This is a genomic window from Candidatus Oleimmundimicrobium sp. (genome assembly GCF_030651595.1).
Taxonomy (GTDB): Bacteria; Actinomycetota; Aquicultoria; order UBA3085; family Oleimmundimicrobiaceae; genus JAUSCH01.
Map to the genome: position 1 here is coordinate 1 of NZ_JAUSCH010000100.1, position 14,110 is coordinate 14,110.

The 14,110-nt window shown below is 37.9% G+C and carries 12 protein-coding genes and 1 tRNA gene; all 13 read right to left on the minus strand.

Annotated features, from left to right (window positions below; all coding sequences use genetic code 11):
• Positions 1-165: 165 nt before the first annotated feature.
• Positions 166-1,830: an arginine--tRNA ligase gene (gene argS / locus Q7U95_RS05920; protein ID WP_308752731.1), complete on the minus strand. Its 1,665-nt coding sequence runs from the start codon at positions 1,828-1,830 to the stop codon at positions 166-168.
• Between the two features lie 128 nt (positions 1,831-1,958).
• On the minus strand, positions 1,959-3,182 hold the full coding sequence (locus Q7U95_RS05925) for a trypsin-like peptidase domain-containing protein (RefSeq protein WP_308752733.1): 1,224 nt from the start codon (positions 3,180-3,182) through the stop codon (positions 1,959-1,961).
• An 82-nt stretch (positions 3,183-3,264) separates the two neighbouring features.
• On the minus strand, positions 3,265-5,565 hold the full coding sequence (locus Q7U95_RS05930; protein WP_308752735.1) for a PQQ-binding-like beta-propeller repeat protein: 2,301 nt from the start codon (positions 5,563-5,565) through the stop codon (positions 3,265-3,267).
• 24 nt (positions 5,566-5,589) lie between these two features.
• Positions 5,590-5,664 (minus strand) — tRNA-Thr (locus Q7U95_RS05935).
• A 144-nt stretch (positions 5,665-5,808) separates the two neighbouring features.
• Entirely contained in the window at positions 5,809-6,651 is an 843-nt protein-coding gene (locus tag Q7U95_RS05940; protein ID WP_308752736.1) for a stage 0 sporulation family protein, read from the minus strand.
• Positions 6,651-7,778 carry a DNA polymerase III subunit delta' gene (holB, locus tag Q7U95_RS05945; RefSeq protein WP_308752738.1) on the minus strand — a complete coding sequence of 376 codons (1,128 nt, stop codon included), beginning with the start codon at positions 7,776-7,778 and terminating at the stop codon, positions 6,651-6,653. Before holB ends, Q7U95_RS05940 begins: the two co-directional genes overlap by 1 nt.
• Positions 7,775-8,392: a dTMP kinase gene (tmk, locus tag Q7U95_RS05950; RefSeq protein ID WP_308752739.1), complete on the minus strand. Its 618-nt coding sequence runs from the start codon at positions 8,390-8,392 to the stop codon at positions 7,775-7,777. The genes holB and tmk overlap by 4 nt, the downstream gene beginning before the upstream one ends.
• A 28-nt stretch (positions 8,393-8,420) precedes the next feature.
• Positions 8,421-8,960 (minus strand): Fe-S-containing hydro-lyase, encoded by a 540-nt coding sequence (locus Q7U95_RS05955; protein WP_308752740.1) that lies wholly within the window; start codon positions 8,958-8,960, stop codon positions 8,421-8,423.
• Positions 8,953-10,293, minus strand: coding sequence for an MFS transporter (locus Q7U95_RS05960; RefSeq protein ID WP_308752746.1), 1,341 nt, complete (start codon positions 10,291-10,293; stop codon positions 8,953-8,955). Before Q7U95_RS05960 ends, Q7U95_RS05955 begins: the two co-directional genes overlap by 8 nt.
• 20 nt (positions 10,294-10,313) lie before the next feature.
• Complete coding sequence (locus Q7U95_RS05965) at positions 10,314-11,159, minus strand: fumarate hydratase (protein WP_308752742.1); 846 nt, start codon at positions 11,157-11,159, stop codon at positions 10,314-10,316.
• An 11-nt stretch (positions 11,160-11,170) separates the two neighbouring features.
• Positions 11,171-12,094: a malate dehydrogenase gene (gene mdh, locus Q7U95_RS05970; protein WP_308752743.1), complete on the minus strand. Its 924-nt coding sequence runs from the start codon at positions 12,092-12,094 to the stop codon at positions 11,171-11,173.
• A 64-nt stretch (positions 12,095-12,158) separates the two neighbouring features.
• Entirely contained in the window at positions 12,159-12,824 is a 666-nt protein-coding gene (locus tag Q7U95_RS05975) for a class I SAM-dependent methyltransferase (protein ID WP_308752744.1), read from the minus strand.
• Entirely contained in the window at positions 12,814-13,593 is a 780-nt protein-coding gene (locus Q7U95_RS05980; RefSeq protein WP_308752745.1) for a carbon-nitrogen hydrolase family protein, read from the minus strand. The genes Q7U95_RS05975 and Q7U95_RS05980 overlap by 11 nt, the downstream gene beginning before the upstream one ends.
• Positions 13,594-14,110 lie beyond the last annotated feature (517 nt).

The window sequence follows — 14,110 nt, forward strand, 5'->3', positions numbered from 1 at the left end:
TACTATACTCTATACTCTCTCTACTATCTGCCATAAGCTATCTGCTCTATTAGTCGGGAGTCTCTTAGTTGGGAGTCGGGAGTTTGTTAGCCAGATTGTTGATTTTACTATACTCTATACTCTCTCTACTATCTGCTGTCAGCCCCGCCAAAGGCGGGCAGGCATCTACATCTTCTCGGGAGCATTGATACCCAAAAGATTTAATATATTAGATAAGACTTGACGAACACAATCGGCCAAAATAAGCCTCGCCTTGCTCAATTCAGTATCTTCGTTAATAACGCGGCACTTAGTATAAAAAACGTGAAACAAAGAAGCCGTTTCCTCAGCATATTTGGTAAGACGATGTGGAGCCATTCTCGACACACAAACTTCAACAACCTCTTCAAATTCCGCCAATTTGCGCATCAAGTTGAGTTCAGATTCGTTGCCCAATAAATCAAGATTAGCGTCTTCGGTCCCTGAAAGAGAAAACCCCTTTTCTTTAGCAAATTTAAGAATGCTACAAATTCTTGCATGGGCATACTGAACATAGTAAACAGGGTTATCGCTTGACTGACTCTTGGCCAACTCTATATCAAAATCAAGAGAAGTATCCGTGCTCCTCATGAGGAAAAAATAACGAGCCGCGTCGGAGCCAACTTCTTGTAACAACTCTTCTAAAGTAACCATTTCCCCTGTTCTTTTGGACATACGAACCAGTTCCCCGCCTTGCCAAAGATTAACAAGTTGCCCAATAATGATTTTAAGTTTCTCTTTTGGATACCCGAGAGCCTGAATGGCCGCCTTAACCCTTTGAACATAACCGTGATGATCCGCTCCCCAAATATTTATAATCTTATCAAAACCACGAGCCAGCTTATTTTTATGATAAGCAATGTCCGCGGCAAAATAAGTTGGCTCACCATTTTCGCGCAAGAGAACCCTGTCTTTATCATCTTCAAAAGCCGTCGTCTTTAACCATACAGCTCCATCTTTATCGTAAACATAACCCCGCTCTCTCAATTCGGATATGACCTCTGTTATGGCTCCGGATTCATGAAGCGTGGTTTCGCTAAACCATACGTCAAACTTTATCCCCATATCGAGAAGAACTTTTTTAATGTGAGCCAGTACTTGATGATAAGCAATTTCCTTAAAACATTCTCCTCTCTCATCTTCGGAGAGAGACAGATATTTATCTCCTTCTTTTTCAATTATTTCCTGAGCTATCTCTTTTATATATTCACCATGATAGCCATCTTTTGGGAAAACTACTTTTTTGCCCAGAAGCTCCATATATCGAGCCGCTACTGAACACCCAAATATCTTCATCTGATTACCGTAATCATTAATATAAAATTCTCGAGTAACTTCATAGCCGGTTGCCGTCATAAGATTAGCAAGCGCATCCCCTACGGCAGCCCAGCGTCCATGACCAACATGCATCGGACCCACCGGATTAGCGCTCACAAATTCTATCTGACCCGTTTTTCCGCGACCAAGATTAAAATGACCAAACTCATCGCCTTTGGTTTTTATCTCCTTTAAAATCTCCCTATACCAATTATCACTTAAATAAAAATTAATAAACCCGGGGCCGGCTACTTCAACTTTGGAGAGAAAGTGGTGCTTATCATTGATGTGCCCAACAATTGAATCGGCTATTTTTCGAGGTGGCATCTTAGCTTGACTAGCCAAAACCATCGCTATATTTGTGGCCCAGTCACCATGCGTTTTGTCTTTGGGATGCTCAATTAACGGCTCAATGTCTGCCACAGATGGAATTTCACCAGCTTCGTGGGCAGATACAACAGCATCTAAAGTAAGTTTAATTAATTCTTCTTTCAATCTTCGCCCCTTTTCAATAAAAAACTGAGCTTAACCCCAGCTCTCAATGTAAAAATTAGAAAGACTTCTTTAGCGTTTTTCAACTCATCTCTCATTTACCTAAAACACAAGTTTTAATTTCTTCAAATTTATTCAATTACCTGGGGTTTCTCCTCTAAGGTCAACTCGACTTCAAATCTATTACCATCGCGCACATAAACAATCTCAACCAAATCCCCGACGTTTTTATTCCTAATTTCTGCAATAAGATTTTCCATCGACTCTATATTTTTCCCGTTAAATTCTACAATTATATCTCCTCGTCTCATCCCCGCATTCCAGGCAGGGCTACCTTTTGCAATCTCGATAATTATAGCTCCTTTGTTAACTGGTAGGTTTAAGCTATCGGCGATATCTTCATCAAGTGTTCTGCCATTTATTCCGATATAAGGATGACTAACTTTCCCTTTTTCAATCAACTGTTCAGCAACGTTTTTCGCCAAATCAATAGATATGGCAAACCCAATTCCTTGACCCTGAGTCTCAGCAATAATAAAACTATTTATGCCAACAACCTGTCCATATGAGTTTGCCAGCGCGCCACCGCTATTTCCCGGATTTATTGCAGTATCCGTTTGTATTAAATCGGTATATGTGCGGTTTATTCCAAATTGATCAGTTGCACTGATTGTGCGATTTAGGGCACTCAATATGCCGGCTGAAACAGAATGTTCAAAACCAAAAGGGCTCCCAATTGCAACTACTAATTCGCCAACTTGAAGGTTCTTCGCCGTTCCCAGCTCCGCGGCCGGCAAATTATCTTTTTCTATCTTAACAACAGCTAAATCTGTATCCGGATCAGTGCCAATCACCTTTCCTTTTAGGTCTTCTGTCCCCACAGTCACCCAAATCTCGTCTGCTCCCTGGACAACATGATTGTTAGTTATTATGTATCCATTCGTCGTAAAAATAACTCCCGAGCCTACTCCTTTTTGAGTAATATTACCAAAAAAACCAGAGACAACCTTTTGCACTCGAATATTAACCACAGACGGCTGTACTTTTTTTGAAATATCGACAACTGAACCCGGACTAACGGTTATCTCGCTTCTTTTACCGTTCACTATCTCCTTTACCGCTTCCTTTTGAGCAAATTTACCTTTAAACAATTCTTGAGGATTTATGCCAAAAGTATATGGTATTATGAGAGCCATAATTAACCCCCCAATTATAGCCCCAATCAAAGCAATTAAGAAAACTTGAACCCAGTTAAGATTAGCTTTATTCGTCTCTGAAAGAACACTTTTCGACGAAACCGCGCCTGAAGAATCCTTACTGTTTTCTTTCTTATCTTCTCCCAATAAAGAAAACATTTTCTCCTCCTTCAAAGATTTCTTTTTAAATTAAAGAATAACAAATTTTATGATTAATTTGTAAAATATTGAATGGATTCGACTAACTATTGTTACTTGAGTCTCGCTCAGTGATTTTAAGATAAAGCAAACCATGAAGATTTGTTAAGTAAGCTGAAACCAAAGCACAAACACCTAAAGAAACAAGATAGCCAAAGGGTAATTTAAACAAGTTAAAAATAACAAGGGTTGCGAGGATTAGTATTAGACCCATAAAGATTACATAAAAGCTAAGTTTTAAAGGATGTCGAAAAGAAAGCCCTATGCTTCTGATGATAGCTTGTGTAAAAGATATATTTTCAAAAACAATAAAAGTATCAGCAAAAAAGGCAAGCATTGTTAATAATACTAAAATAAGCCCCAAGAAAAATACCAAATAAGAATGTTGAATTTGAGCAAGAACAAGACAAAAAATTGATAACATCGACCATACCGCGTACCATCCCGAAAGCAAAAAAACTCTTCCGAAAGCATCTTTTGCTACCTTAAAAACCTCTTTAAATTTACTTATCGATAAATGTAAAGAGGTTTGGTCCCCTCGTTTTAAAACATAAGCAAGACCAAATGCCCGCACAAAACTACCCGCCGACAACGCTAAAAGCCACATCACCGCAACCAAAAAATAAAATAACCAGGCTGCAAAAATTGGATAAAAATAGTCAACTAAAATCCAAGAAAATAATAATACCAGGTAACCAGCAAGAAAATTTATTAAAATTGACGAATAATTCGCGAATGTATATCTAAGAGCTCTAAAATAACTTCCTTTCGTTAAATGCTCTTTTTCACCACTCTCAGTAGAAGAAACCAGCATAACTGCCAACCCATTCTTCCCAAAAGAAGTATAAAGAAGAAGCAAGAGCAAAACGCCCCAGCAACAAATAATCGAAGATAAGATAATAATTGGCGCAATTGGAGTCATCATTGAAGCGCAAAAATAACCAACTATTGAAGCAGCCGGGGTATAACGCAAAATAATCTTGCTTGCTTCTTTTTCAGCCTTAGGTGTTTCGGCAAAATCTATTTGTTTGGCCTTGTTTTGTTCAGCAAAGCGTAAAATAAGCCCAAATGGCCAGGTAGAAATATTATCAATTTTTTTGTCTCCAAAATTTGAAAGCATATAATTTGCCGAACCAACAATTTGCCCTATTGCTTTTTTGGCAAATACACTTTCTTTTCTTCCAATCACTCTGACTAACGTGCCCGCAGAAAGACCTTTTTTGAAGGCAAATATCTTCAAACTTGGGGGCCCTTTTTCTTTAACATTGGCCCCGACATAAACCATATCTTTAGCTATAGTGGCTGAAGTCACATAATATCCTCCTGTTTCATAAGCCCAATAGCTCTCTCCTGTTCTGGCATCTAAAGCATATAATTTACCGTCATTTGAACCAATATAAATTATGATATCGTCTATCGTGGGTGAACTTACCAAAAAACCTTCAACATAAAAAACCCATTTAATTTCGCCATTGTCAGCATCCAAAGCAATCAGCTCACCATTGCTCGAGCCAATATAAATATTGCCACTTGAAACCCCAGGCGAACTGCTGGGCTCGTTCCCAATATTATAGCTCCATTTGAGCTCCCCGCTTTTTGCGTCAAGAGCATATACTTTATTATCGCTGGAACCCACAAATACAGTTCCATCAAAAGCTATAGGAGCAAAGAAAATCCCCTTATAAGATTCGCCAAATTTAGATATCCATATCGATCTGCCTGTTTCTATATTTACAGCACAAACTTTTCCATCATGCGTCCCCACATAAACAGTATCTTTAAAAACAGTTGGAGGTGAAGATATGTAAGAATCATTAGGCTTATATGTCCATTTTTTCTTACCATTCTTATTTAAAGCGTGGAGAACTCCGTTGGGCGCGGTTAGATAAACTGAATTGTCATCGCAAAATACAGATGAAGTATAGTAAAAAAACTTTACTACAGGAGGGTAAATTCCCCCTTCAGCTCCAGTATATATCCATTCTTTTTGCCCACTATAAGCATTTAGAGCAACCAGTCTTCCGTTATTTAAAAGGACATAAACCATCCCTCCTTTAACAGTTAGACCACCACTTAACTTTTCTTTAGATTCTTTTTCAATTTTATATATCCACTTTAATTTGCTATCTATACTATCAATGGCATAAACAACTCCTTCATCAGAGTAGAAATAGACCATTTTATTTGCTGCAACGGGAGGAGAAAATGTTTTACCGGGTACGTCATACGACCATACGCTAGAAACAGACGGCCCAGTAGCAGCAAAAGCAAAAAGTGTGCTTAAGCTCGTAAAAAGTAAAAAAATTATAAAAATAGCCGTTAACCGTTTGCCTAATTTACCCAATTCTTACTCCTAACAATTAATTAGTGGAGCCGGATGCCGGATTTGAACCGGCGGCCTACGCATTACGAGTGCGTTGCTCTTCCTCTGAGCTAATCCGGCATAAATTCCATCCAGTCTCTCTACTTAATTTTTACTGAGTGCTAATATTGAAATTTATTGTAACTAATATTAATTTATTGAGATTAACAGTTACTTATTCGAAATTTCCACATAATCTCTTCCCAATTTCCATTTAATTACAACTTAATCCCTCTTATTTTTTCTCTCCGCTATTTGCTCTCCGCTATTTTTAATTTTCTCCACTTCTTTCAACGGTATCTCGTGCCTTAAACCATCATCTACTTCTACGGTTACCTTTTCACCGGGAACATTGTAATCTACAATCTTGCCCTCGCCGTAACTAGTCATAACTTTGGTTCCTTTTTTGGGAACGCGTTTTTTAAAATCTTTATATACACAATATTCATATTTCAAACAACACATCAATCTTCCGCAAACTCCTGAAATTTTTAGTGGATTTAAGGGTAAATTCTGCTCCTTAGCCATACGAATAGATACGGGCTCAAAATCTTTTAAAAAAGTTTCACAACAAAGCCTTCGCCCACAAATCCCTAATCCCCCTATCATTTTTGCTTCATCCCTTACCCCAACTTGCCTAAGTTCAATTCGCGTATGAAATACCGAAGCTAAGTCCTTAACAAGTTCCCTGAAGTCAACACGGCAATCGGCAGTAAAATAAAAAATTATCTTACTGCCGTCAAACACATATTCCACGTCAATTAGTTTCATTGGAAGCGCATATTTTTCAATTTTCTTATTACATATTTCAAAAGCTTCCTTCCCTTTCGCTTTGTTCTTCTCGAGTTGAGCTTCGTCTTTTTTTGTAGCTTTGCGTAAAACTTCCTTTAAAGGTGCCGTTATCTCTTCATCGGGAACATCGTCGGGGCCCATGGTAATCTCCCCAAATTCTACCCCCCGAGAAGTTTCCACAATCACGAAGTCCCCAGTCTTTAAATCAATGTTGGCAGGATCAAAATAGTAAATTTTGCCTGCCTCTTTAAAAACAACCCCGACGACTATGGACATTATGCTACCTCCTGAAGCTTAAACAACATTACTTCTAAAGCAAGCTGCTTGTTAACATTAAACCTTAATATTCTCTTAGTTTCTTGAATAATTTCAAGTGCCCTTTGGGCTCCTTGAAAAGAAAGCTCTTTACTTAAATTTCTCAATCTCTCCTCACAATCTATGTTCGTTAGAAAATTATTTTTAAAACATCCGGTAATAATCAAAATATCCCTATACCAAGAAGAAAAAAAGTCCAAGATATCCTCAAAAGCCTTAAACTCTTCTCTCCCTCTATCTCTTTTTTGCTTCTCAACCAACCTTTTTTTAAGCCGAGCGCCATGTGCCTTGCTTAAAGCAATTTCCTCAACTTCTGCTAATTCAGCTTCTTGCTTCAATTTAAGCTCGCCAAGAAAATCTTCAACTTCACTAATGAGACGACTACCTTCATCGACAAGTTCAAGAGCATCTAATCGCTTCAATTTTTCAGCAAGATATAATACGGATTCTCGCCTTTTAAGCTTCCGGTTAGAATTGAGCAGCTCAACAACATTTCCAAAAATTCCCCCACTTACCCTCGCCACTAATTCCACTCTATCTTTATCAATCTTATAACGACACATAATCTCATCAATTATTACTTCAGTCGCAATCGACCTAAAATAAATTTGGCAACATCGAGAAATGATGGTGGGAAGAACACCGTCTAAATTTGAGGTTATAAGTATAAAAATTACATCAACCGGAGGCTCCTCTAATATTTTTAGCAAAGCATTTGCTGCCGCCAACGTCATCTTTTCAACTTCATCAATTAAATAAACCTTGAAACCCGCCTCGAAAGGTTTTAGGTTAGCTTCCTTTTGTATCTCCCGAACTTGTTCAATTGTTATAAAATTTCCCTCAGGCACAACTTGAAACACATCGGGGTGAGTCTCGTTAATTATTTTAACACAACAGGAGCACTTCCCGCACCCTTTAGCCTCACAGTTAATAGCAGAAGCGAAAACTTTTGCCGTTGTATGTTTTCCAACACCTTGAGGACCTATAAAAAGATAAGCATGATTTAAGTTTCCCGAAGAAACAAAATGTTTAAGTTTACTTACGGCCTCCGTTTGCCCAAAGATATCATTCCAAGAAGCTACTATCATAGAAACTCATCCAACACCTTTACTATTCTTTCATGAACTTCCTCTTTTTTTCCGGTAGCATCTACAATACGATAACGCTCTGAATAAAGCTGCGCAAGCTTTAAAAATCCATCTTGAACTCGACGGTGAAATTCAATACTCTCTTGCTCCATCCTATCGGATTCTTTAATGGTGGCTCTCTTTAAACCATCTTCCGTTGGATAATAAAGAAAGATAGTTAAATGGGGATTTATATCTTGAGTGGCCCATCGGTTAATATCTATAAGTTTATTCAGAGGAAGGCCACGTCCAAATCCTTGATAAGCAAGCGTTGAGTCAACATATCTATCACAAAGAACAAATTTGCCTTCTTCTAAAGCAGGAGCGATGACTTCCGAAACATGCTGCGCTCGACTTGCTATATAAAGAAGAACCTCCGCTCTGTAATCCATTCCTTTTGCTTCGGGGTTCAGTAAAATCTTCCGAATTTCATCTCCTATTTTGGTTCCACCGGGTTCCCTTGTTATTAAAACATCAATTTTTTTACTTCTAAGATAGTCAGCGAGCAAATTCATCTGTGTGGTTTTCCCACAACCTTCTATTCCTTCGAGAGTTATAAAAGTCCCCCTATGCATTTAACAACACCACCTTAAAATTATTTTTTTATTTCTCTTTTAAAGATTCCACATAAAAATCTTTACCCCTGCAATCTACACCAACTACAACGGGAAAATTTTCAAGCTCAAGCTCATAAACAGCTTCAGGGCCTAAGTCTTCATAAGCTATAATTTTAGCTCTCTTAATATGTTTGGAAAGTAATGCAGCAATGCCCCCCGTTGCCACAAAATAAACTGCCTTATTTTCTCTTATTGCCTTCTTAACACTCTCCGAACGAGAACCCTTTCCTATCATCCCTTTAAGTCCACAGGATAATAGATAAGGCGTAAACAAATCCATTCGGCCGCTAGTGGTAGGCCCAATTGAGCCAATAACCTTTCCTGGTTTAGCAGGAGCGGGGCCGGCATAAAAAAGTACCTGTCCCTCGAGATTGACGGGAAGCTTATCTCTTTTTTTGAGTACCTCAATAAATCTTTCATGAGCTTTATCTCTAGCCGTATATACAACTCCGCTGATAAGAACCTTGTCTCCGGCACTAAGACTACAAATTGTCTCATTATTAAGAGGTGTATTTATCTTAATCATTTACTAATTTTACTCCTTTTCCTTCAATCCGAATATTTTTTATAGCAAAAATACCTGCAATAATGACCATGACTCCGCCCATCATAAGAGTAATTCTCGAGCCATTAAAGCGAGACAGATAGACAACCTGCTGATACTGAGCAACACTCCCAATTACTTTTTTGAGTAGCCAATTCACAATATCGGCGATGATTCCGGAAACAGCCAAAGACATTAACAAGAAAACTCTTATCATTGATTGAACTACGCTAAATACCCGACCACGCATTGAGTCATCAACATTTTCATGAACCAGTGTAAATCCCGTAACATTTAGTATCGCCAAATTTAAACCGGCAATTACAATTATAGCAATTACAATTTTATAATATGAAATACTTGAAAAAGCCAACATTGCTATTCCAAAAAACAAAATAGATACTCCAAATAATTTATCTTTGGGAAAAAACCTTCCAATAATTCCTGAAAGAAAACCACCAATAACAAGGCCAACTCCCAGAGCGGAAATAAGATAACCAAAACCAGCTTCCCCAATATGCAGAACTTCACTAGTATAGGCAACTCCTAACGAATATATTGAACCTCCCCCTAAAATAGCTACCCCAATACAAATAATCATATATTTAAGCAATTTATTTTCATTCATAAGCGAAAAACCACTCAACAAATCCTCTTTTATTTGAAATAAATTAATTTTACCAAGCACATGGCGTTCCCGATGAGGAAGGCAAATAAAAGAAAGAGCCAGAGCGGAAAGGAAGAATGTCCCGGCATCTATATAAAACGCCGCGTTAGAACCCGTCATAGTTTGGAAAAATGGTAAATGCCCCCAAACTGACTCAACCAATAAAATTATGGTAGCCCCAAAGGCGGAACCAATAATCATGGTCAAGTAATTGGTCGTATATGAAATTGAATTTGCCGCAAGAACATCGTCTGATTCAACAATATTTGGAATACTGGCATCCTTAGAGGGCATAAAAACAATGGCAAATGTCTCCAGCAAAAAAGCAATAATGTAAACTCCAAAGACATTTTTAATGAAAGGAAGAGTTAAAATTATCAAACCCCTGGCAATATCACAAATAACCATCAAACGTTTGCGATTATATCTGTCAACAAGTACTCCCGCCAGTGAACCAAAAAAAAGAGCGGGCAATGTTTTAAAAATCATCAATGTGCCCACCGCAAAACTAGATTTAGAAAGTTTATATACCAACGAAATCATTACTACAACGATAATCCAGTCGCCCAGATTGGATATTGCTTGGCCAATCCACAATAAAAGAAAGTTTCTGTTCTTAAAAAGTTTAAAATAAGGTGATTTTTTAATCTCTAATTAGCCCCTTTCTTTTAAAGAACTTTTTCGGCAGACCTTAAAGCGCAACACCCAAAATTAACTGCAACCGGCAGACAGGCCATGTGGCAGGGACGAGTTTCTATATTTACTGACAAAGCAGTAACTTTACCCCCTAATCCCCCCGGGCCAATACCCAGATTGTTTATCTCTTCTAATAGGCTTATCTCAAGATTTGCATACCTTTCATCTTTATTTCTCTCGTTAATATTTCTTAAAAGCGCCTTTTTAGCCAACAAACCGACACTATCGAATGTTCCTCCAATTCCCACCCCAACAACAATCGGCGGGCAAGAACTTGCATTGGCGTTTTTTACGGCTTCTAACACCGTTTTTTTTACTCCTTTTGGGCCATCTCCGGGAAGAAGCATTTTAATTACGCCCACGTTTTCACTCCCTCCCCCCTTCGGCATAACAATTACTTTCACTGAATCCCCGGGCACCATGCTCATCAATATCATAGCCGGACTATTATCACCCGTATTTTTTCTGTCAAAACAAGGGTCATCAACCATTGATTTTCGGAGAAATCCCTCACTATAACCTTTTCTTACCCCTTCATTTACAGCTTCTTTAATTGAGCCGCCCACAAAAAAAACGTCTTGCCCAATCTCAAGCAAAACATTAACCACACCGCAGTCTTGACATATTGGCAGCTCTTCTAACCGAGCTATCTCAGCATTTTTAATTATTTGTTCAATAATGGCGCGACCTATTTTAGAACTCTCAATTTCAAGAGAATCTTTTAAAGCAAGGAGCACATCTTCTCTTAAATTATAATTTGACTCCATGCAAAGCTCTTTTACAACTTGGGTTAACTCTCTTACCGGTATCTCTTTCAAATAAATCGCTCCTATTGGCTTTTCAGGTTTTTAATACCCTCTCTAACCGATTCAGCCGATTTGTTTAAAGCAGATTGTTCTTCAGAGTTTAAATTAAGCTCTATTACTTTCTCTATTCCATCTTTACCAATCTTAACCGGAACACCTAAACAGATATCGTTTAATCCATATTCTCCTTCAAGATAAACACAGGCAGGAAGAATCTTCTTTTTATCTTTCGCCACAGCTTCTATCATCTTTACCGCAGAAGCAGCCGGAGCATAAAAAGCACTGCCATTTTTTAGGTGAGCAACTATCTCCGCTCCTCCTTTTTTCGTCCGCTCAATAAGGCGGTCAATTTTTTCTTTCGGTAAAAGCTCAACAAGCGGAATCCCTGAAACGCTGGAAAAGCGGGGAAGCGGGACCATTAATTCACTATGACTGCCGATAACCATCGCTGAAACATCATCGATTGAAACATCCAATTCGTCAGCAATGAAGTGTTTAAAACGAGCAGAATCCAAAACTCCCGACATACCAAAGACTCGATTTTTCTCAAATCCACTTTCCTTTAAAGATACATAAACCATGACGTCCAGAGGATTGGTCACAACAATTATTTTTGTCTCTGGTGCAAATTTAGCAATGTTTTTGGTAACTGACTTAATAATTGCAAAATTTTTGGCCAGCAAATCAAGACGGGTCATTCCGGGTTTTCTGGCAAGTCCGGCAGTAACCACAATTAAATCGGAATCGCAAATATCTTTAAAATCGTTTGTCCCATGCACTTTTTTATGAAATCGCTCAACCGAGGAAGACTGCATCATATCGAGAGCTGTTCCATGAGGAAGCCCCTCAACGATATCAACCAAGACAACATCTCCCAACTCTTTTTGAGCAGTGAGAAAGGCGCACGTAGCCCCAACATGTCCTCCACCTATTACGCTTATCTTCATATTTACCTCCTAAAAAGCAAAATTATTTTGATTTATTATCTTAATTGATAGACCTTCACCCCGGCTAATTAAACGGCTTACAAATCTTTATTTCATAAGTTAAACCCTTCACTTCAATTTGTGTATTTTTATTAAAAGACATTTCATTAAGAATTTTTTTAATCTCATGAGTTTGATAACTTTTATCTATTGATCTCCGCGATTTTTTCTTGTCGATTGAATGAAAGTTCTCGGTAATATTGTCAAATTCTTCGGGAAAAACATCCTTTCGAGAATCAATTAGATAAGCGCATCCATCTCCAGATAGAACGCGATAGACCTCATTTAACATTTTTCTTACATCAGAAACACATTTTATCATACCGTGAGAAACAACAATATCGAAATAACCATCTTCAAAAGGGATTTCCTGAGCATCTCCCAGAACAAATTGCAAATTTTTTAAATCTTTACCCTCAACAAAATTCTCAGCATATTCGACCATGTCCGGCGACAAGTCCAAACCTGCAACAAAAGCAGTAGGTATTCTTTTTGCAAATTCCAGTGCCAGAAAACCCGGGCCTGTGCCTATATCTAAAATTCTTTTGGGGGGTCGGGTTGCTTCAGACAGTATTTTTTCAATCAAAGGTTGGTAAATTCTCTTGACTTTATCTTTACGCCTAAGAGACTCAACATACCGCCTAACCCTATCTTTCCCAATAAGGGGCCCGCTAAAATCCTTAAATTCCACTTCTTAGATGCCTTTCATGCTCAAATTTTTGTTTCAATAATTCAGGCAAGATAACTGTTTCCTTTAAGTTTTTATATTTAAAAAATCGAGAGGAATCAATTTCCACAATCATAACACACTCTTTATCGGACGCTTCCGCTACTATTTCACCCTGAAACGCCACAAAACTGTTCCCAATATAATTGTCACCATTATCCTCACCAATTAATGATATCCCCACTACAACGTTAGTTTCACCCAAACTTCTACTTAAAGCCAGTCCCTTGATGGCCTCCAGCTCTAAAAGAGAAACCGGGCTAAACTGCATCAAAATTAAATCCGGCTCCAAATTTATTAGCTGTTCTTCTAAAGAATCATCAAAAGCATCAAGCTGAGATAGTATAATTATTTTACCGATATTAGAAGTTATAAGAACAAGCTCTTTGTTTTTCTCTTCATCCTTTTGAAGATAAGAATTAACTTTCTTTTGTAATCCTGCCACTTTACCTTTTTTGTTAATCACCGCGGAAACTTCTTTTACTGTTCCATTAGGCTGAGAAAAAAGAAAATTCCCAGTAACAATATCTATTTTATATTTAGAAGAGAGTTGAGACAAAAACTCTATGATTCTTTTGCAATGTTTGACGGAAATATTTTTTCCCGCAAAATATTCTGAAAGACAGACCATCTCGGCACCAGAACCGGCAGCCTCTTTTATCTTCGCGGCTAAGCAGGAAAGATTTTCGTCAAAGTCATCTAAAATACCACGTTGGACTATTACTAATTTCATATTGCCCCCTGGGGTGAAATACTAAATAGTTCTCCAAAATTTGTGTTTCTCCTGCCAAAAATCGTCAAAACATTATCCCGGCACCAGCTACTAATTTTTGCTATTAGCCTCCGGCCAAGGCGTCCGGAAACGCGTCTTTGCGGGCAAGAATTAATTCTTTAATCCTAATTTTTTACTTTACTCGTTGCCCTTTACTCTTTACTTTTTTATCAATCTCTACCTAATCCTCTACTTAATTTTTACTGAGTGCTGATATTGAAATTCATTGTAATTTATGGTGATTTATTGAAATTTGTAGAGATTAAACAGTTACTTATTCGAAATTTCCACATAATCTCTTCCCATTTTCTATTTAATTACAACTTAATTACCGCCTAATCTCCACTTAACTTCTCCTTAAACCTTGCCCTTTTATTTTCCATACTCTATAAGCTTTAAGCTAATCTTGATCTTTATCAGAGGGAGATTTTTTTGTAGAGCAATCCGGGTTTATACATGTAATCCACGGTTTTTTTCT